The sequence below is a fragment of the Brevibacillus sp. NPDC058079 genome (genome assembly GCF_042885155.1).
GTDB lineage: Bacteria > Bacillota > Bacilli > Brevibacillales > Brevibacillaceae > Brevibacillus.
Genome location: NZ_JBHVSO010000005.1, coordinates 407724 through 426191, shown reverse-complemented (window position 1 = coordinate 426191; position 18468 = coordinate 407724). Strand labels below are relative to the sequence as shown.

General features: G+C 48.1%; 21 protein-coding genes and 1 pseudogene. 11 read left to right on the top strand and 11 right to left on the bottom strand.

What is annotated here, in order from left to right; all coding sequences use genetic code 11:
* The first annotated feature begins 34 nt into the window (after positions 1-34).
* Both ACFVS2_RS17855 and ACFVS2_RS17850 read left to right on the top strand, forming a co-directional pair.
* Positions 35-679: a CBS and ACT domain-containing protein gene (locus ACFVS2_RS17855; RefSeq protein ID WP_390236138.1), complete on the top strand. Its 645-nt coding sequence runs from the start codon at positions 35-37 to the stop codon at positions 677-679.
* Entirely contained in the window at positions 676-1833 is a 1158-nt protein-coding gene (locus ACFVS2_RS17850; RefSeq protein WP_390236135.1) for an acetoin utilization protein AcuC, read from the top strand. Before ACFVS2_RS17855 ends, ACFVS2_RS17850 begins: the two co-directional genes overlap by 4 nt.
* Positions 1834-1994: 161 nt before the next feature.
* Here ACFVS2_RS17850 and ACFVS2_RS17845 read toward each other — a convergent pair whose 3' ends face one another.
* The 4 genes from ACFVS2_RS17845 to ACFVS2_RS17830 all read right to left on the bottom strand — a co-directional run bounded on the left by ACFVS2_RS17845 (position 1995) and on the right by ACFVS2_RS17830 (position 5630).
* Positions 1995-2927, bottom strand: coding sequence for a 5'-methylthioadenosine/adenosylhomocysteine nucleosidase (locus tag ACFVS2_RS17845; protein WP_390236133.1), 933 nt, complete (start codon positions 2925-2927; stop codon positions 1995-1997).
* A 44-nt stretch (positions 2928-2971) separates the two neighbouring features.
* On the bottom strand, positions 2972-3982 hold the full coding sequence (ccpA, locus tag ACFVS2_RS17840; protein ID WP_017250448.1) for a catabolite control protein A: 1011 nt from the start codon (positions 3980-3982) through the stop codon (positions 2972-2974).
* 115 nt (positions 3983-4097) lie between these two features.
* Complete coding sequence (locus ACFVS2_RS17835; protein WP_390236130.1) at positions 4098-4406, bottom strand: metal-sensitive transcriptional regulator; 309 nt, start codon at positions 4404-4406, stop codon at positions 4098-4100.
* A 126-nt stretch (positions 4407-4532) separates the two neighbouring features.
* Positions 4533-5630: a bifunctional 3-deoxy-7-phosphoheptulonate synthase/chorismate mutase gene (locus ACFVS2_RS17830; RefSeq protein ID WP_173618489.1), complete on the bottom strand. Its 1098-nt coding sequence runs from the start codon at positions 5628-5630 to the stop codon at positions 4533-4535.
* A 314-nt stretch (positions 5631-5944) separates the two neighbouring features.
* Here ACFVS2_RS17830 and ACFVS2_RS17825 point away from each other — a divergent pair, with 314 nt between their 5' ends.
* Positions 5945-8101 carry a cell division protein FtsA gene (locus ACFVS2_RS17825; RefSeq protein WP_390236128.1) on the top strand — a complete coding sequence of 719 codons (2157 nt, stop codon included), beginning with the start codon at positions 5945-5947 and terminating at the stop codon, positions 8099-8101.
* 73 nt (positions 8102-8174) lie between these two features.
* Here ACFVS2_RS17825 and ytxJ read toward each other — a convergent pair whose 3' ends face one another.
* The 3 genes from ytxJ to ACFVS2_RS17810 form a co-directional block, all read right to left on the bottom strand.
* The gene (ytxJ, locus tag ACFVS2_RS17820) at positions 8175-8501 is read right to left on the bottom strand and encodes a bacillithiol system redox-active protein YtxJ (RefSeq protein WP_173618491.1); all 327 of its coding nucleotides are present in this window, start codon (positions 8499-8501) and stop codon (positions 8175-8177) included.
* A 122-nt stretch (positions 8502-8623) separates the two neighbouring features.
* Entirely contained in the window at positions 8624-9022 is a 399-nt protein-coding gene (locus tag ACFVS2_RS17815) for a hypothetical protein (RefSeq protein ID WP_390236125.1), read from the bottom strand.
* Between the two features lie 456 nt (positions 9023-9478).
* Positions 9479-9712 carry a hypothetical protein gene (locus tag ACFVS2_RS17810; protein WP_007721226.1) on the bottom strand — a complete coding sequence of 78 codons (234 nt, stop codon included), beginning with the start codon at positions 9710-9712 and terminating at the stop codon, positions 9479-9481.
* Positions 9713-9937: 225 nt separating this feature from the next.
* Here ACFVS2_RS17810 and ACFVS2_RS17805 point away from each other — a divergent pair, with 225 nt between their 5' ends.
* Positions 9938-10030, top strand: a complete 93-nt coding sequence (locus ACFVS2_RS17805; protein WP_017250455.1) for a YjcZ family sporulation protein — start codon at positions 9938-9940, stop codon at positions 10028-10030.
* Between the two features lie 173 nt (positions 10031-10203).
* Entirely contained in the window at positions 10204-11316 is a 1113-nt protein-coding gene (locus tag ACFVS2_RS17800) for an aminopeptidase (RefSeq protein WP_173618493.1), read from the top strand.
* Between the two features lie 57 nt (positions 11317-11373).
* On the opposite strand, the gene ACFVS2_RS17795 is transcribed toward ACFVS2_RS17800, so the two are convergent.
* The gene (locus ACFVS2_RS17795) at positions 11374-11907 is read right to left on the bottom strand and encodes a PadR family transcriptional regulator (protein WP_144613527.1); all 534 of its coding nucleotides are present in this window, start codon (positions 11905-11907) and stop codon (positions 11374-11376) included.
* Between the two features lie 450 nt (positions 11908-12357).
* Here ACFVS2_RS17795 and ACFVS2_RS17790 point away from each other — a divergent pair.
* A pseudogene (locus ACFVS2_RS17790) lies at positions 12358-12567 on the top strand (trypsin-like peptidase domain-containing protein); the annotation flags it as partial.
* A gap of 79 nt (positions 12568-12646) precedes the next feature.
* Here the strand turns inward: ACFVS2_RS17790 and ACFVS2_RS17785 are convergent.
* A complete protein-coding gene (locus tag ACFVS2_RS17785) occupies positions 12647-13720 on the bottom strand; it encodes a YheC/YheD family endospore coat-associated protein (RefSeq protein ID WP_390236121.1) in 1074 nt (357 codons plus the stop codon).
* Positions 13721-13921: 201 nt separating this feature from the next.
* On the opposite strand from ACFVS2_RS17785, the gene ACFVS2_RS17780 reads away from it, so the two are divergent.
* From ACFVS2_RS17780 to ACFVS2_RS17770, 3 genes are all read left to right on the top strand, one after another.
* The gene (locus tag ACFVS2_RS17780) at positions 13922-14242 is read left to right on the top strand and encodes a winged helix-turn-helix transcriptional regulator (protein ID WP_173618495.1); all 321 of its coding nucleotides are present in this window, start codon (positions 13922-13924) and stop codon (positions 14240-14242) included.
* Between the two features lie 112 nt (positions 14243-14354).
* Positions 14355-15806, top strand: a complete 1452-nt coding sequence (locus ACFVS2_RS17775) for a recombinase family protein (protein ID WP_390236119.1) — start codon at positions 14355-14357, stop codon at positions 15804-15806.
* Positions 15807-15828: 22 nt separating this feature from the next.
* Positions 15829-16107, top strand: a complete 279-nt coding sequence (locus ACFVS2_RS17770) for a S1C family serine protease (RefSeq protein WP_007721243.1) — start codon at positions 15829-15831, stop codon at positions 16105-16107.
* A gap of 30 nt (positions 16108-16137) precedes the next feature.
* On the opposite strand, the gene ACFVS2_RS17765 is transcribed toward ACFVS2_RS17770, so the two are convergent.
* A complete protein-coding gene (locus ACFVS2_RS17765; RefSeq protein ID WP_017250462.1) occupies positions 16138-16284 on the bottom strand; it encodes a hypothetical protein in 147 nt (48 codons plus the stop codon).
* Between the two features lie 64 nt (positions 16285-16348).
* A complete protein-coding gene (locus tag ACFVS2_RS17760) occupies positions 16349-16630 on the bottom strand; it encodes a DUF2325 domain-containing protein (RefSeq protein ID WP_016742090.1) in 282 nt (93 codons plus the stop codon).
* Between the two features lie 329 nt (positions 16631-16959).
* On the opposite strand from ACFVS2_RS17760, the gene ACFVS2_RS17755 reads away from it, so the two are divergent.
* Together ACFVS2_RS17755 and ACFVS2_RS17750 are read left to right on the top strand one after the other, a co-directional pair.
* Positions 16960-17559 (top strand): IMEF encapsulin system ferritin-like cargo protein, encoded by a 600-nt coding sequence (locus tag ACFVS2_RS17755; RefSeq protein WP_390236115.1) that lies wholly within the window; start codon positions 16960-16962, stop codon positions 17557-17559.
* Between the two features lie 37 nt (positions 17560-17596).
* Complete coding sequence (locus ACFVS2_RS17750) at positions 17597-18445, top strand: family 1 encapsulin nanocompartment shell protein (protein ID WP_007721249.1); 849 nt, start codon at positions 17597-17599, stop codon at positions 18443-18445.
* Positions 18446-18468: the final 23 nt, after the last annotated feature.

Sequence of the window (18468 nt, the reverse complement as noted above, 5' to 3'; positions counted from 1 at the left end):
TTTGGATGCCTTTTGATTCCAGGAGGTCACTCTTATGCGTATTGAAGAGATTATGCGGAAAAAAATTGTCACGATCCAGCCATCCACTACAATCGGAGAAGCGCTTCTTCTCCTCCGTGCAAACAGAATCAGGCATTTGCCTGTCATTGAAAACGACTCACTCGTAGGCATTGTCTCGGACCGTGACCTGCGAGACGCTCTCCCCTCTCGCCTGCTGACACATGACGATGACGACACCGTCCTGCACAAGCCTGTAGCCGACATCATGAATCAACAAGTCATCACTGCCCACCCACTGGATTTCATCGAAGACGCAGCCCTCCAACTATACGAGCACAAAATCGGCTTACTACCCATCGTCGAAGGGAATCGGCTCGTAGGATTAATCACAGAATCGGATCTTTTCTCTAGCCTGATCGAACTTTTCGGCGTAAACAAACCTAGTTCCCATATCGAAGTCGAAGTAGATGACCGCGTTGGCATGCTGGCAGAAGTCAGTCAAGTCTTTCGCGATGCACAAGTAAATGTCACCAGCGTCGTGGTCTTTCCTGGGAAACAGCCCGCAAAAAAGAACCTTGTTTTTCGGGTACAGACAATTGATCCGCGTATCGTGAAGCAATTGCTTCTTGAAAAGGGCTTTTCCGTAATCGGACCTACGGAAGGAGGGATACCCCAGTGAGCCGAAATGCTCGTCTGATCTACTCTCCAGACTACACGCAATATTATTTTCATGATGATCATCCGTTCAACCAGCGTCGTCTGCTCCTCACACACGATCTGATGAGCAGTTACGGTATACTCAAAGACTCAGACATCCTGACTCCCCGACAGGCGACAGATGAAGAGCTCGCCCTGGTGCATGACCCACGTTATATCCAATTTGTTCGCGATCAGGGCCATAGTGAACACGAGCTTCCGCAGGCAGCCAGTTATGGCTTGGGAACAGAGGATGTTCCCTGTTTTTCGAACATGCATGAAGCGTCCTCGCTGATCGTCGGAGGTACGTTAAACGCAGTGGACGCAGTTATGAGTGGACAGGCAGAACACGCCTTCAATCCCGCTGGTGGACTGCATCATGCCTTTCGTGGACGCGCCTCTGGATTTTGTATCTACAACGATTGCTCCGTCGCGATCGCTTATTTGCGAAAAAACTGGAATGCGCGTGTGCTGTATATCGACACAGATGCCCATCATGGAGATGGGGTACAGTGGGCGTTTTACGATGACCCTCATGTACTGACTGTATCCATTCACGAAACAGGAAAGTATCTCTTCCCGGGAACAGGGAATTTGTCTGAACGTGGAGATGGAAGCGGTTACGGTTATTCTGTCAACGTTCCTCTCGATGCCTTCACGGAAGACGATTCTTTTCTGGAAGTATATGAAGAGCTAGTGTCAAAGCTAGCGGCTGGCTTCAAGCCTGATGTCATCCTGACCCAAAATGGATGTGACGCTCATGCGTACGATCCCCTCACCCATTTGTCTTGCTCGATGAAGATTTATCAAGCGATTCCTCGTCTTGCCCACCGTCTCGCTCATAAATATTGCGACGGTCGTTGGATTGCTGTAGGCGGCGGGGGCTACGATATTTGGCGGGTGGTGCCGCGAGCGTGGACACTGGTATGGAGTGAGATGAGCGATCAGCCTCTTACGGACGGTGATCTTCCTGAAGCCTGGCTCAAGCGCTGGCAGCCTGAAACGGATTTGCCCTTGCCACCTCGGCTTTTTGACGAACCATTCCCAACAATCCCACGACGAGCAGAGATCACGGAAAAAAATCGGCTTACGTTGGAACGTGCGATGCTGTACGCACCTATTGGATCAGAGAAGTAAGAAAACCTCTACCGAGGCCTATTCAATGAGGAGCGACCGCGTTTAAGTGGAAAGTTTTCATGCGCTCCGGAATTTATTTTATAAATTCCTATACGTAAAAAAAAGCGTTCTGCCCTTGTACCTTTTAGGTACTGGTCAGCACGCTTTTTCTGTTCCAAAACTTATTTCACAAGCTCTTCTAGCTCAGAAGGTGCAAAGCCTTTTACCGCTTTATCGCCTACGACTGTTACAGGCACACCCATGAAGCCAAAGCGCTCCACTTCCTCTTGATAGGCACGACTCGTCATGACATCGCGCACTTCAAAGGAAATATCTTTTGCTGTCAGCCAATTTTTAACCATGTCGCAATCCACACAGTTTTTCGTCGAGTAGACGATCACTCCCGCAGCTGTCGATGCTTGTGAAGCTGTCAGCATGTTACGAACAATCGCGTAGGAGCGCTGGGAAGCCAGCTTGGTAAATTCCACGAAGTTTACATGCGCGGAGCCGTCTGCTTTATCCGACATCGAACGAACTACGACAAACGGCACGCCATTCATCGCACATACTTGTCCAACAGATGCCCCTTCCATTTCGGTACAATGTGCTGCAAATTGCTCATACAGCCATTGCACCTTTTCCCGACTGGCAACGAACTGGTCGCCGGACAAGATACGCCCGCTCACTACTTGAACTCCCGCTTCCAGCTCCTTGCCCGCATCGACCGCTTGCTGCATCAACCCAGCATCCGCTTGCCAAGTCCATTGCTCTGTAAACGGAATCTGTCCTGGTTCAAAGCCCAGCGGCGTCACATCAATGTCATGTTGGATGCAATCCGTCGAAACCACAATGTCACCAATATTTAATTCAGGGTGAACGGCTCCTGCCACACCTGTGAAAATGACACGTTCTACTTGGAATGAATCGATGAGGATTTGTGTCGTCACGGCAGCATTCACCTTGCCGACTCCTGATTTGCACAGCACGACATCCTTGCCTTCCATTTTACCTGTGTAATAGGTAATGCCTGCTTTGGTGGCAGTAGTCGTGTCTTGCATCGCTTCCAAGTAAAGCGCGATTTCTTCATCCATCGCGCCGATAATTCCGTAACGCATTTCCCATCCCCCTCTTGCTATCCATTGCCTACGTCCCTTTTCGATCAAGCTTGCTCGGGCTTTGTGCTCTCCCGATACTCAATTCGATGCGGCAGCAGCACGACATGCTCTTCGACATTCTCGTTATTCATGTACTTGGTCAATAGGCGCATCGCCACCGCACCAATATCATACATTGGCTGTACGACAGAAGTCAGTCGTGGACGTACCATTTCAACCAGACGAATATTATCGTGACCAATGACTTCGATGTCACCTGGCACGTTTAGGCCAGAATCTTGAATGGCGTGGATCGCACCAATAGCCATCTCATCATTTGCTGCGAAAATCGCCGTCGGCGGATTTTTAAGGGCAAGAAAAGCTTTTGTAGTGGACAAGCCTGATTCATAAAAGTAGTTGCCTGTCGCAATCAGCTCTTCATCTAGCTCGATACCCGCATCTTTCAGCGCCTTTTTATAGCCTTCATAGCGCATCAACCCTGCCAATGGATCGTTTGCAGGACCCGCGATCATCGCAATGCGCTTGTGCCCGCGTGCAACCAATGCTTCCGTCGCATCGTATGCGGCTTGGAAATGGTCAATGCTAACCGACGGAAGTACGTTGTCCGCATCACGAGTCGCGGCGAGTACAGTCGGTACAGACGTGCTTGTTAATGCCTGCAAATGATCTTCTTTGATTTCTGCGCCCAGGAACAGAAGCCCGTCCACCTGCTTTTCGAGCAAGGTATTAATGAGCTGCAATTCCTTTTCCATCCGTTGGTCAGAGTTACACAGGATGATGTTATATTTGTACATGGTAGCGATATCTTCAATCCCTCGCGCCAATTCGGAGAAAAACAAACTGGAGATATCCGGGATGATGACACCAACTGTTGTCGTTTTTTTGCTAGCGAGTCCACGAGCAACCGCATTTGGTCGATATCCCAAGCGCTCAATCGCAGCCAATACCTTTTTTCGGGTCAAAGGCTTTACGTTGGGATTCCCGTTGACTACGCGGGAAACTGTCGCCATCGACACCCCCGCTTCTCTTGCTACGTCGTATATAGTAACCGGCATCATGCACCCTCATTTCCCTATTTTCTGGTTTTCATAAGCGTTTTCATAAATATATGCACCTATGATACGACAAGCCGTATGCCGATGCAATCGTTTTTGACGGCTTACGCACCCGTTACTTCATGAGTTTGTTCATCGTTTTCAAAAGCTCATCAATCACTTCATGATCGCCTTGTTGAATGCGATCCATTACACAGCTTTTCATATGTCCTTCGAGGAGCATTTTCCCAACCGCATTCAGTGCAGACTGCACAGCCGCAATTTGATTGAGAATGTCGTCGCAGTAGACATCCTTTTCTACCATTCCGCGAATTCCGCGAACTTGTCCCTCTACCCGATTGAGACGGGAGATGAGATTAGACTTGATATTATCCGGCCTTTCGGTGGACCGATCAGTCGAGCAGCATTGATGGTTGTCTTCCATATGGCTTATCCTCCTTCACCAATATCAGCACGTAATTCTAGCTTACTTGGTCGCCAATGGTTCGTCAAATGAGAAAGGTCCTTCCGCGCGCAGGAAGGACCTTCAAATCGTACTCAAAAGGTATTCTTATGCTCTCGTTGCCACAATCTCGCCTTTGTACAAGCCAGAAGCGAGCAGTTCATCAACGAACTCGTTGAACTGTGGAATGTTCAACTGTTGCTTCGCATCAGACAGTGCCACATCTGGATCTGGGTGAACCTCTACCATGATTCCATCAGAACCGACTGCGAAACCTGCTTTCGCGCAAGGCAAGAGCAGATCACGACGACCGGTAGAGTGCGTCACGTCTACAAACACTGGCAAGTGCGTCTCTTGCTTAAGGAGTGGTACTGCAGAAATATCGAGCGTATTGCGTGTCGCTTTTTCATACGTGCGGATTCCACGCTCGCACAGCATGACTTGTGTGTTACCTTCGGACAGGATGTACTCTGCCGCGTAGATGAACTCTTCAATCGTAGCAGAGAGGCCACGCTTCAAGAGGATCGGCTTGTTCACACGACCTGCCGCCTTCAGCAGCTCGAAGTTTTGCATATTGCGAGCACCGATTTGGATGACATCGATGTATTTCGTCGCCATCTCAAGATCTGCTGGCGTCACGATTTCACTGATCGTTACGAGGTTGAATTCATCCCCGATACGCTTGAGGATTTGCAAGCCCTCTTCACCCAGACCTTGGAAGTCGTATGGCGAAGTACGAGGCTTGTATGCGCCGCCGCGCAGTGTGCGCAGTCCGCGTTTTGCGTGGTTTTCTGCTACTGCTCTTACTTGCTCGTAGCTTTCCACGGAGCAAGGACCTGAGATGAGAATCGGATTTTTTCCACCGAACTCTACGCCTTTTACCGTGATAACAGTATCCTCTGCCTTTTTCTTACGGCTAACGAGGAGCACTTTTTTCTTTTCGTCGTCTTGCAGATCTAAGGAAACTTGGAAAATTTGCTTGAACAAATGACGAATAGCATTGTCATTGAAAGGACCTTTATTGTTTTCAACGAGCAGATTGAGCATTTGGCGCTCACGCTCTGGGTCAAAACGGTTGCTGCCCTGTTTTTCTTTTTCTTTGCCGAGCTCTTGAACCAAGGTAGCTCGTTTGTTGACCAATTCAAGAATTTGCAGGTTGATCTCGTCTATCTGCTTGCGCATGGTTTCGATTTGATCGTGTGCCATCTCTCTCCACTCTCCTCTTTTTATATAGGGATTTATCGATAAATTAGGGTAATTATAATCGATTCAAACACCCTTGTCAGCAGTTTAGCGCCAAAAAGCGCGAAAGTAAATTTTTTCTGTTTTTTTATCTTTTCCAATTATTCGTCAAACCGAAGAAGATTCCTTGATTCGACAGGATTCTTTCCCTTTCGAATCGAATAGTTTTGGATATATGTTCTAGCTAAAAGTGAATGTTCCTTTCCGATACACTCAAAAATCACCGATAAGTATTGTAAAGACTTTTTGAACAACCTCTTACAAGGAGTGACCTACTTTTGTCTGACATCACAGCCCCTGAGCTTATTTTTTCATTAGATATTGGAACACGCAGCGTCGTCGGTCTGATCATGGAAACGACCGGAGAGCAGTACCGCGTATTGGACTGCGCAATTCGAGAGCACGATGAACGCTCCATGCTCGATGGGCAAATTCACGATATTGTCGCCGTAGCTAAGGTGATTCAACAAATAAAAGAAGAGCTGGAAGGAAAATATGGAAAACTGCATCAGGTAGCGGTCGCTGCTGCCGGTCGGTCATTGCGCACCCGTCGCGTTCGTGTGGACATGCCGTTAGCCAGACATGCCTTCATCTCGCGTGAAGATGTTGTCGCTTTGGAGTTTTCCGCTGTACAGGAGGCCCAATCCGCATTAGCCCAAGAGCTAAAGGATCAAGACGTCACCCGCTATTATTGCGTCGGTTACAGCGTCGTCCATTACCATCTGGATGGAGAGTTGATCGGGAGTCTGATTGACCAGCGGGGTGACATAGCAAGCGCAGATGTGATCGCAACTTTCCTTCCACGCGTGGTTGTCGATTCGCTGATCGCTGCTTTGAAACGATGCGATCTGGAAATGCAGGCATTGACGCTTGAGCCGATTGCGGCGATTAACGTCCTGATTCCTGTGACCATGCGCCGACTGAATATCGCATTGGTGGACATCGGTGCAGGTACTTCTGACGTAGCGCTGACTGAGGAAGGCGCGATTACCGCCTACGGCATGGTGCCTGTTGCAGGCGATGAAATCACAGATGCACTCATGAACGCCTTTCTCATGGATTTTCCGATGGCAGAAGAAGTGAAGCGTCTCTTATCCACTGAGGAATCCGTCACCTTCACCGACATTCTTGGCATGGAGCATACGATGAGCGCTGCCGAGGTAACGAGTGCGATTGAAGCAGACATCCAGCAACTCGCCGATAAAATTGCCTTCAAAATATTGGAGCTCAACGGAAAAGCTCCGCAAGCGGTCATGCTGATCGGTGGCGGCAGCCTCACTCCTGGGCTTACTGGAAAAGTCGCTCAGGTCTTGAATATTCCTGCCGCCCGTGTTGCTGTCAGAGGCGGCGATGCGATCAAACAGTACGTCGGAGACAATCCTGCGCTCAGTGGACCTGAGTTCGTAACGCCAGTCGGTATTGCTGTTGCTGCGCGCCGTCATCCGTTGCGCTATGTAACCGTTACAGTAAATGACGCTCCTGTGCGCATCTTCGATTTACGAAAAATGACGTTGGGTGATGCGCTCATTGCATCCGGACTGGATATCCGCCGTCTGTATGGTCGCCCCGGATTGGCCATGACAGTCACCGTAAATGGACGGATGAAAATGATTCCGGGTGGACATGGTACGGCGCCGGTGATGGAGCGCAACGGAGAGAGCGTCAGTCTCGACACGCCAATCAATGACGGGGACCAAATCACCGTAGTGGCAGGTACAAATGGCGATGATGCACGTGTGTTTGCCAAAGATTTATTCGATGAGCTGGACACGTTTGAAGTGATTTGCAATGACCGTCCCTACTCGCTCGGTCCAGTCGTTCTTGTAAACGGAGCCGCTGCCACTCTCGATACATTAATCGCAGATCGTGCCGAGGTGGACATCCGTCTCCCCCGCACAGTATATGAGGTAGTAGAGCTCGCTGAAATAAAAGCATCAGTGGAATCAGGCTTACATTTTTCTGTGAATGGACAAGATTACACGATTCCGTCCCATATCGAGGTGATCGAGTTGAACGGAAGGCCAGTTGCCTTGACAGATGTCGTCCGGCAAGGCGATGTCCTCGTATACCGGCAAGATGAAATCACCGCTCCTTCCATTCAGGATGTCATCCCCTTGGAAGAATGGGTACAGGAGACAATGATTGTCCACTTCAATGGTGAACGGGTCGTATTGCCTGTCGCACAGGTATCGATTACGGTAGACGGAAAAGCGGCGAATGCCTCTGATCCCGTGAGCGAAGGTGCCGACATCACGGTAAAATCCTCACCTGCGTCTACCCCTGTGTTTAGCGACGTCTTTCGTTTTGTCGATGTTTCCTTGGAAAAGCCCGACCGTGAGAGTATCTCCGGATTCGTCATGCTCGTCAACGGCGAACAAGCCAACTTCCAGACAGAATTGAAAAGTGGAGACAAGTTGGAGCTATTCTGGGAATAGTCTCTCCAGCCCTCTTTTTCTCCATGCAAAAAGCCGGTTTTCACCTCGCTTATCGGGTGTCCCGGCTTTTTGATTACGCGTTAAGCGCCTGACCAATCGCGTCCTTTGTAATTTTCCAGTGAGACGTGTGCCATTTTACTTCTCCGTCTTCCAGCAAAAAGATTTGCGGAGATTCGTGTTTGATGGAAAAACGATCTGCTACGGCGTTGGAGACAGGGCGATCCTCCCGTACCAGAATGACCGCAGAATCCACTTGATTGTCCAGCAAATACGCCTGAAACTCTTCATAAGCGGACGTACTGATTGGGCAGATCGTGCTATGCTTAAACAAAAGCTTTTTCCCATTTTTCGCTACGAACTCATCCAGTTCTTCTATGGAGTGAAGCTGTTTTTGTGACATGTTCATCTCTCCTTATCTCATGTGCCTATCAGTATACATAAGTCCAAGCAGCAAAGTCTACATTTGCGGTGCAGTGGAGAAACGAAAAAAGAGATACCTTTCTGCTAGGCATCTCTTTATCCTTACACCATAATTTTCGTTAGACGTTCGCGTAGCTCCAGCATCCATTTTTCATCGCCAAGGGACTGCGCCAACAAAAACAGATCCAATAGCTCGTTGACTTTTTCACCAAGTAATTCTCTTACGGTCGAATTCACCTTCTCATTAGCAATCAATACCAATAAGTTGGATAAATCTGACATTTCTTCGAATTCGATTGCCTGGCGCTGCGGATGTTGGCCCAGTTCCTCCATGAGTGACTTCAAATCATTCTTAATCACATCTACCACTTGGGAATGGTCGCAGTCTTCGTCCACGCAGACGTGTACAGGTACATTCATAATTTTAACCCGTTTCCGGTACACGACGTTGCGCAGCTCGATCTCCATTTCGTTCCCGCAGCGGCTGCATTTCTTTTGCACGGTGTTCACCCCTATATCTACTTATGTATGCCTCTCATACTATTCGAGAAGCCTCCTTTCAATCCTGCTAAAGAGCAGGTGGTACTTGGTGGATATAGAGTCAGATATAGACTTAGAGTCAACATAGTGGAGGAGAAGAAAAAGCACAGTTCTCTTCGACTCTGACACGACCGCAAGGGGGATTGGACTGTCCGTCTACACTTCAAAAAGGGGACCGTCGAGCCAAAGCCACCCTACGGGCGGAAGATTCTCAAGGGAGAAGTGTTCGACAAGCGTGGTCCCCTTTTTGAAGTTCCGACTGGGTAGGCGTTGTCAAGGTCTACGAGCCCTGTGCTTTTTCTTCTCACCAGCTTTGTGCGTTCATCGATACCTTTTAAAACTTGCAACAACTTAAACATACTAAAAAGACGATGCTAGCAAGCAGCATCGTCTTTCCTTTGCGATCAAACTTCAATTTCACGCGTAGATAGCGTTTACTTTTTCACAATGCGGACAAACAGCGACTTTCCCCGCTTTTCCGTCTTCATCTTCTACACGGTAGCCGGTAATTTGCTCGGAAAAACAAAACAGACACTCTGTATTGAAGTCCATATCGTACTGCGCTTTCCACACAATGGATTTAAATTCTTCTCCAACATTAATCGTAATTTGGACCAGATCATGCTGCAGGCTCGATAATGATCTTTGCATCACATAAACATCCTTTCATACTTGCAAAGTCTTTTGGTATCCTCTAGCTTTTCCTGCTTTTCAGAATAATAAACATCGAGAACTGCAAGAGTATGAAAAAGAGAGATTCCCCAAACAATTTTCTTAAAAATGGGCGGATGCCCGGTTCGGTCCTATGCCATCACCCATATGTTGTAGATGTAAGCACAAGAGGCTTAACACACATATGAGGAGGATGTTTATTCGATGAGCGGCATCTTTAATGGAGAATTCGACGGCTTCACTCTGGTTTTGATTCTTTTCATCCTGCTGGTTATTATCGGGTGCAGCTGCGACTAATCTTTCTTCCCCGAAGATATAGCCATATTTAGCAGGCCGTTGCATATACATGAAGTACCGAATCCTTCAAGCGCGTTTCCTCCGCAAGCTACCCTCGCCAGTGGGTAGCTTTTTTCTATTTGAGTTGTGTACAATGGATAAGAATGATATGGAAAGTGAGGGATCCCCTTCCTATGAAAGATCCAAGAATTGAAAAACTGGCTGACGTCCTCGTCAATTATTCAGTGACTGTCAAGCCTGGTGAAAACGTTTTAATTTACTCCATTGGCAACGTTACCGATCTGACAAAAGCCGTAATTGCTAAGGTATACGAAGCTGGGGGAAATCCGTTTGTCCAACTGATCGACCAATCCGTTCAGCGCGAACTCTTGATGGGTGCCAACGAAACACAGTTGGGTATCATGCGTGAAGCAGATGTGGCTTTCATGAAGCAAATGGATTGCTACATTGGCATTCGCGGCGGAGACAACATCAGTGAGCTCTCCGATGTGCCTGGAGACAAAATGCAGCTTCACTCCAAGCTGCTAGCGCGTCCTGTACTGGACATTCGCGTACCGCATACCAAATGGGTCGTACTTCGCTATCCAAATGCATCTATGGCTCAGTTGGCTAACATGAGCACCGCCGCTTTCGAAGATTTCTATTTCAAAGTGTGCACGCTTGATTACGGCAAAATGGATACAGCCATGGACAGCTTGGTCGAGCTGATGGAGAAAACCGACAAGGTACGTATCGTAGGGCCAGGCACCGATCTGACCTTCTCTATCAAAGATATTCCGGCAATCAAATGTGCAGGTGAAGCCAACATCCCTGACGGAGAAGTATTTACTGCTCCTGTCCGTGATTCCGTCAACGGTACGATCGCGTACAACACGCCATCTCCTTACCAAGGCTTTACATACGACAATATCAAGCTGACCTTCAAAGATGGAAAAATCGTCGAAGCAACTGCAAACGATACAGAGAAGATCAATGAAATCTTTGATACTGATGAAGGTGCCAGATTCGTTGGAGAATTTGCGATTGGTGTGAATCCGTACATCCAAAACCCGATGAAAGACATCCTCTTCGACGAAAAAATCGATGGAAGCTTCCACTTTACACCAGGACAGGCTTACGATGAAGCATTTAACGGAAACAAATCCTCCGTGCACTGGGACCTGGTTATGATTCAACGTCCTGAGTGGGGCGGTGGAGAAATTTGGTTCGATGATCGCCTGATCCGCAAAGACGGACGTTTCGTTGTACCTGAGCTCGAATGCCTCAATCCAGAAAACCTTAAATAAATGAAAATAAGCGAAGGGCTCATTGTTCACAAGACATGAGCCCTTCGCTTTATGTGGCTAAACGGAATAAGCTGGTTGTTTCAACAAGGAAGTCATTTTTTGTTCCATAAAGGAAATCGTTGACTCCAGATGATGAATGGTATACTCCCAGCAAAAACGTTGATATTCGTCAAAATTCATTTCCAGCTTTTTATAAGAGGCCTTACTTTGTTGGAGCAATTGACGTTGTGTATCCAAACAGCCCTCTAGCAAATCCTTTTGCTCGTCGATCGTGCGGCTCTTGCCGAAGAAAATCTTAACCAGCATGTCTGAACGCAATACTGGCGGCAAGATAGGCGTCTGGATTTCTTGACGGAAAGATTGTTTTCCGGCTTCTGTAATACGGTACAAAATCTTGTTCGGCTTGCCAGACTGAATGATTTCTTGCTTCGTTACGAAGCCTTCTTCCTCCAGTTTGCGCAATGCTGGATAAATAGCACCAAAGCTAGCGTCATAAAAGAATCCAATGCTGTTTGTAAACGCTTGCTTAATATCGTAGCCACTCATTTCCCCATAGCTCAAGAAACCCAGTATGATCGTTTTAACATCCATCTCTTCGCATCCTCCGTTACCGTTCTTTTTCTCTCTCTAGCGGCTAGGACTTAGCCTTTATGTTCAAAATATTCTTTAACTACATGTTATTATAAAGGCATTCAAATAATTATACCAATGCTATTTCTTTATTATATCAATCAAAATTAATGATATATCCAAACACTCGACTAGAAATTGGGCGTCCCTTCCCCCTCCGCTCCCCATAAGATGATACATACCTATCTGCTGTAGGGGGAGAGATCGGTGAAAAGTAAAAAATGGTCCCAATATACGCGGGTAAAGTACCCTGTGAGCAGCAGCAGTCTGCACCCATTTAATTTCTTCGTTCCCATTGTCGAGCGAGTTCAAGAGGGAGTAGTCTCCATCGTGACCGAAGATGCTCCCCATTCCAAAGACGTGGATTCGTTAATTCGCAGCCTCATTGATCATGAAGATAATTCTCCACCCATGGAACGAAGCTTTGGCTCCGGATTTCTTTTTCATCCGAAAGGGTATATCTTGACGAGCGAGCATGTCATCGGCAAATCCAAAAACATTTTCGTGAAGCTATATAACGGTAGAGTGTTTGAAGCCAAACGCATTATAGCTGATCGAGTCCGGGATTACGCCGTCATCAAAATTGATGCAGACTGCAAGCTATATCCGCTGCCACTCGGCAACTCCTCTCATACAAAAGTAGGAGAATGGGTCATTAGCGTCGGTTCTCCACCTGTGTTCAAAGAGACAAAAAACGAGCCTAGTTCCGGGCCAAATACAGCGCAAATTGAACGGGACGAGCTATCGCCTTTTTGTATAGCGCCATGTCACCCATCTGGCGAAAAACCTCTCTCCCCGGCTTGGGGTTCACTTCGATTAACCACGCACGTCCGTCCACATCCACCCCAATGTCCAGTCCGAATTCCATCATGCGGCCGAAATAGTCCTCGAGCGTGTTTGCTACATCAAAAGCAAGCCGATAACATTCCTGTTTGATCAGCTCTCCCCGCTCCCCTCCAAATCGCCTGGACATAAACCATTCAAAGGGAATCGCTTTGCCTCCCCCATGCAAATTGGAAGTAGCACTACCGTTCTCTCCCATGCGTACTGCGCAGCCTGTCACCGCCCACTCCCCACGCTCGTCTTTTTGAATCAATAGCCGTACATCGACGACATGCTTGCGTAGCAGTCCTAGGTCCAATCCTTGCTGCACCAGGAAATTACCATCGCGAATACGCTGTTCCTCCACCCACGTTTTGACCCATTTTTCCACGCCTTCCACCGTATCAATCCGGGCCACACGATAGTTATGCTTTTTGTCACGTCCAGAGAGGCTATACTCCTTGCCGCTGTTCTTCACTCTGAGGATGCTCCTTCCCCCTGTTCCATTGCCTGGCTTGATATAGACGAGCCGATGGCGTGCGAGCATGTTTCGGACCAAGCCTTTGCCGTAGACATGCGTCTCCGGAATCCAGCGTTTGACGCGTTCATCGGAAGCAAGCAGATTCGTCACTCTCCATTTTTTACTGAATGGACTGTTTGCAAAGAAAAACAGATCGCTATTTCGCAGCCGGATATACTCCTTTACCCTGCGGCGGTACCGATCAATTACAACTTCTGGCCAAGGGAACGATTTACTCATCCAGCCCCCGCCCGGTTTGGGGATGAAGCCCTTGATCTTTCTTGCGGGAACATTGACGTCCTGATGCGAAAACAGGTAGATTTCTGCGCCTAGCTTTCGCCCTGTTTGAACCAGCTTTCGCAAATAGTCTGGTTCCTCAAAGCGCAAACCCTCCCGCCAGGTTAAAATGCCGATTACCCGTTTTGGAAGCATCGTAACACCCTCTTCGCTTCTTTTCTTTCGCGATTAGTGTATGTGTGGACACCTTATAGGGAAACATTTGTCCATGAAAACGGGCTTGACTTCTCAGCCATTGACAAAGTGTCATTCCAACTTTTCGTTACTTACTTTTTTCAAGCTAATCTGTTAGAATAAAGGGCAACAATAATGCTGCTAGATAGAGGTGACGCCGATATGAGTCAAGATTTTTCAGGCGAACACATGTGTCCAAAATATGAATGTGCAATGAACGTCCTTGGAAAACGCTGGACCGGCCTGATTATTCATGTGTTGCTACGCGGGACTGTACGATTCAAAGATATCCGCGAAATGGTTCCACATATGAGCGATAAAATGCTCTCTGAAAGACTGAAGGAGCTGGAGGAGCTCGAGATTTTGGAGCGCAAAGTGTACCCGGAGATTCCGGTTCGCATTGAATACGAATTGACCAAAAAAGGAAAAGCCCTACGTCCTGTTATTGATTCCATTCACGAATGGGGCCAAAATTGGATGTAGCATAACCCCACTTGTCCAAGACGGATAAGCGGGGTTTTTTATTTGCGGTCAGGCATAAGCTCCTCCCTTTTGCTGTAGACTCTAGCAACCCGAGATGAAGGGAGGACGGGCGATGCGAACGGCCGTCTACATTCGTGTCAGTACGGAGGATCAGGCACGTGAAGGATTTTCGATCCCCGCTCAAAGGGAAAAACTGCTCTCGTACGTTCACTCCCAAGGTTGGGAAGTCCATGCAGTTTACGCAGATGAAGGCGTAAGTGCCAAAGATACGAATCGCCCCGCACTCGGTCAGCTCCTGCAGGATATTCGAACGGGCGAAATCGATGTCGTCCTCGTCTATCGACTCGATCGGCTCACTCGCTCTGTCCTTGATCTGTATCAGCTCCTACAGGAGTTCGATCGACATGCGGTACACTTTAAAAGCTGCACCGAGGTTTACGATACGACTACGGCAATCGGGCGACTGTTTATAACCTTAGTGGCTGCCCTCGCACAATGGGAACGGGAAAACCTCGCAGAACGGGTCAAGCTGGGTATGAGCCAGATGGCAAGAGAACGAAAACGACCAGGAGGACCTGCACCATTTGGATACAATCTGGTGCGAGGAACGCTGGTCGTGAATCAAAGGGAAGCAGATGGCGTACGTAGCATGTTTGAGCGCTATGATCGAGGCGAATCTCCGCGCCAAATCGCTGAATGGGCGAATCATTCTGGATTGCGCGGCAAAAATGGCGCTTCATGGAGTGCAAGTGCCGTGCTTCGCTTGTTAAAAAATCCGGTCTATCATGGTGCGTTGCGTTGGAATTACACCGACGCCGATCAACAACGCAATGACCCGGAGGAATGGATTATCGAAGAGGCAACTCACCCCGCCATCATCGATCAGCCTTGTTTCTCGCGGGTGCAGGAACGGATGAGTACTCGCGGCACAAGCCATCCCCGCGTTCTCAGCTCCCGCTACCTCTTTTCCGGATTGCTGTACTGCTCGCGTTGCGGCTCCTCTATGCGTGGGAAAACAACCACAATCACGGGAAAAGGAGAAAAGCGTTACACGCACCGCTACTATTTATGTAAAAACAAGCTGGCTGGTACGTGTGAGGCTCCTGCCATACGTGAGGATCGCTTGGAAAAAGTCATTGTGCACGAGCTGATGCAGCATTCGCCAGAGTCAATCGCTGCGTTGAAGGACGTGTATCAGACTGTTTTACAGACGAATTCCCGCGCTCCCGCGAAAGAAACCGAGCAACAGCTGCAAATTCGGAGGCAGCGCTGGGAACAAGCTTATGAAGAGGGATTCCTTACTCTCCCTGCCTTACGAGAGAAAATCAGTGCGTTGGAGCTGGCTGCAAAAGAACGGGAACGGACATACTCTGCTTTTTCAAAAGGACAACCGCTTGATCTAAATGCCCTTTCTAATTGGCATCTCATTTGGACGCATGCAAATGAAACAGAACGGCGATTACTCGTGTGCACACTCATCCAACGTGTTGACGCGGAAGCAACAGACGCTGCCTCTGGTCAGAAAAATCGAGAGGTCTGCCTGCATCTTTTGTCTTTTCACTGAAATTTCCCCTAATTTTGCCTGTATGGCGACAGGTGGTTCCCCACTTGGATTGGAAAATTCTGTGACAGCGGGGATCATCAGTGCCAAAAACCGCCGCTTACAGGTTGCGAAGCGAATGTACGAAGAAATTTTTCAAACGGATGCTGCCATTAACCCAGGAAATAGCGGAGGTCCACTCATTAATTTGAATGGGGAAGTCGTTGGTCTCAATGCATTCATCATTCAATCCAGCCAATGCTTGGGCTTCGCCATCGGAATTGACGCCCTCAAAATGCAATTGGAGCAATACGTATTCAAGTGAGAAGCAAACGTTTCAATAAAAAAACCCCGTCTAGGAGGACGGGGATTGCTTCTCTAATGCAATAAGATATACATTTGGACCTTCTGTGTTGATTTGTTCTTCTGCCTGTTTTAATTGTTGCAGCTGAGCGGCCGTAAGCTGTGCGATAGGCAGTTCACTCAAACGATTCTGTTCCATGCGCGTCATTCCTCCGTTATGTCAGACTCACGATCGTAGTCTGCCCTACCGGGAGAGTATGTATTTACGCAGTGAGATCAAAAGCTTTGGCAATCGCAGAACACGAACGTTTGCAGAAAACGATGGGTAGCTCGCGATCTTTAGCTTGGTTTTTCACGGTTTTGGCCAAGTTGTGATTGACGAAATCAGTCAACACCAGAATCATGTGGATACCAGCTGGTATTTTCACCCCGGTTTGCGAGCTTTTCCGTCCAGTTACGTGGTGAATATCCTTGAAGCCTTGTCCTTGCAGAAGTTCGATAATATTGCCCAGGCGATCTCCGCCAATTACTAAAATGGATGACATTACTTGTTACCTCCTTAAATTTAGGTGATTGTAGGATTTATGTTTTCTTCTCAGAACGTTAATTGATAATGAATATCACTCTTATTGATAAATATTATCATTCCCAATTGCCTTTGACAATACTCTCCATGATAACTTTTTTGTCAAAAAACAAAACTAGAAACGAAGCCGATAGGCAAAGCCACGGCGCTCTAACGTTCCTGCCCCCTTTTCCAAATTACACCGCACCATATTCTTCGTAATCATAAGAAAATGTACATAGGTGTTGCCCGGGTGTTTTTACCAACGGTATAATGAAAAAATAGATTGTGAATGAGGAGGTGGCGTAGGTGCAAGAAATTACACAGCTGCACGCCATTTTTGATCGCACCAAAGGTTATATCAACAGCTTCATGGGCGTTATCCAGCCGATTATCGACGCGGCAACGGACGAGCATACTCGTCTTTACTACCATCATATTTTGGAAGAAGAAGAACAGCGCATGGGTCGCTTGCAGGAATTGGTTCCCTACCTGGAGAAGCTATCCTCAGGAAAAAGTCTGGATCAGCTCAGTGATCGCGACCTCTCGCAAATGCTGTCCGATGTGAATCTGGAACGTTTTGGACTGCACAATTTCCGCGAGCATCTGGAGCTCTCTCTGTATGAATTCAAGGATGACGAAACACGTCAGCTCCTGGATGGCATGCGCGAAAAGACGCATACAGACTATTTGACTGTCAAAGAGATCATGGCGATCATGAGTCAGCGATTCTCTGATGCAGCTCATCCTGATCTCACTGATCACGATGAGGGGCACGACATTCACCAGGTAGATCATTTGAAAGCTTCGGCTTCCGCTCCTCACGGTGTTGCTTCCGTGATCAAGCATTCCGCCCCTGCAGCTTCTGGCAAAAAAGGACTGACAGTTGGCAGCTTGAAAGGAATGTAAAGAACCGGAAATCCTGAAATGACATGGAGGTTACACTATGGACAAGCTTCGTAAATACCCAGACTCTCCCTTGACGACTGAAGAATGGAATCAGCTGGACGCAACTGTCGTTGACATGGCTCGCCGCCAGCTGGTAGGACGTCGTTTTATCGATATTTATGGACCATTGGGTGAAGGCATCCAAACCATTACCAACGATGTATATGAGGAATCCCGTTTTGGCGGTCTCTCCCTGCGTGGAGAATCACTGGAAATGACACAGCCTAGCCGCCGTGTCAGCATGACGATTCCGATCCTGTACAAGGACTTCATGCTCTACTGGCGCGATGTTGCCCAAGCACGCACACTGGGCATGCCTTTGGACATGAGCGCGGCTGCCAATGCAGCTGCTGGTGGTGCACTGATGGAAGACGATCTGATCTTCAACGGTGCTGCGGAATTCGACCTCCCAGGTCTGATGAACGTAAAAGGCCGCCTCACTCATCTGAAGAGCGATTGGATGGAATCTGGCAATGCGTTTGCCGATATCGTGGAAGCACGCAACAAGCTGTTGAAAATGGGCCACAGCGGTCCATATGCACTGGTTGTTTCTCCTGAGCTCTACTCTCTCTTGCATCGCGTGCACAAAGGCACTAACGTGCTTGAGATCGAGCATGTTCGCAATCTCGTTACAGATGGCGTCTTCCAATCTCCTACCATTAAAGGCCGTTCCGGCGTATTGGTAGCGACTGGCCGCCACAATCTCGACCTGGCGATTGCAGAAGACTTCGACTCCGCGTTCCTCGGAGACGAGCAAATGAACAGTCTGTTCCGTGTGTATGAGTGCGTTGTATTGCGCATCAAGCGCCCAAGCGCAATTTGCACTTTGGAAGAAACAGAAGAATAGGAAGCTCTTTGACACACCCATTG

What these genes read in the sequence shown, in the direction of transcription:
- ACFVS2_RS17805 (WP_017250455.1), top strand. Translation starts at nt 9,938, where the DNA reads ATGAGCGGCATCTTTAATGGAGAATTCGACGGCTTCACTCTGGTTTTG.
- ACFVS2_RS17780 (WP_173618495.1), top strand. Translation starts at nt 13,922, where the DNA reads ATGAGTCAAGATTTTTCAGGCGAACACATGTGTCCAAAATATGAATGT.
- ACFVS2_RS17750 (WP_007721249.1), top strand. Translation starts at nt 17,597, where the DNA reads ATGGACAAGCTTCGTAAATACCCAGACTCTCCCTTGACGACTGAAGAA.
- ACFVS2_RS17795 (WP_144613527.1), bottom strand. Translation starts at nt 11,907, where the DNA reads ATGGATGTTAAAACGATCATACTGGGTTTCTTGAGCTATGGGGAAATG.
- ACFVS2_RS17765 (WP_017250462.1), bottom strand. Translation starts at nt 16,284, where the DNA reads ATGGAACAGAATCGTTTGAGTGAACTGCCTATCGCACAGCTTACGGCC.
- ytxJ (WP_173618491.1), bottom strand. Translation starts at nt 8,501, where the DNA reads ATGTCACAAAAACAGCTTCACTCCATAGAAGAACTGGATGAGTTCGTA.
- ACFVS2_RS17800 (WP_173618493.1), top strand. Translation starts at nt 10,204, where the DNA reads ATGAAAGATCCAAGAATTGAAAAACTGGCTGACGTCCTCGTCAATTAT.
- ACFVS2_RS17835 (WP_390236130.1), bottom strand. Translation starts at nt 4,406, where the DNA reads ATGGAAGACAACCATCAATGCTGCTCGACTGATCGGTCCACCGAAAGG.
- ACFVS2_RS17760 (WP_016742090.1), bottom strand. Translation starts at nt 16,630, where the DNA reads ATGTCATCCATTTTAGTAATTGGCGGAGATCGCCTGGGCAATATTATC.
- ACFVS2_RS17810 (WP_007721226.1), bottom strand. Translation starts at nt 9,712, where the DNA reads ATGCAAAGATCATTATCGAGCCTGCAGCATGATCTGGTCCAAATTACG.
- ACFVS2_RS17855 (WP_390236138.1), top strand. Translation starts at nt 35, where the DNA reads ATGCGTATTGAAGAGATTATGCGGAAAAAAATTGTCACGATCCAGCCA.
- ACFVS2_RS17830 (WP_173618489.1), bottom strand. Translation starts at nt 5,630, where the DNA reads ATGGCACACGATCAAATCGAAACCATGCGCAAGCAGATAGACGAGATC.
- ACFVS2_RS17845 (WP_390236133.1), bottom strand. Translation starts at nt 2,927, where the DNA reads ATGCGTTACGGAATTATCGGCGCGATGGATGAAGAAATCGCGCTTTAC.
- ACFVS2_RS17785 (WP_390236121.1), bottom strand. Translation starts at nt 13,720, where the DNA reads ATGCTTCCAAAACGGGTAATCGGCATTTTAACCTGGCGGGAGGGTTTG.
- ACFVS2_RS17775 (WP_390236119.1), top strand. Translation starts at nt 14,355, where the DNA reads ATGCGAACGGCCGTCTACATTCGTGTCAGTACGGAGGATCAGGCACGT.
- ccpA (WP_017250448.1), bottom strand. Translation starts at nt 3,982, where the DNA reads ATGCCGGTTACTATATACGACGTAGCAAGAGAAGCGGGGGTGTCGATG.
- ACFVS2_RS17770 (WP_007721243.1), top strand. Translation starts at nt 15,829, where the DNA reads ATGGCGACAGGTGGTTCCCCACTTGGATTGGAAAATTCTGTGACAGCG.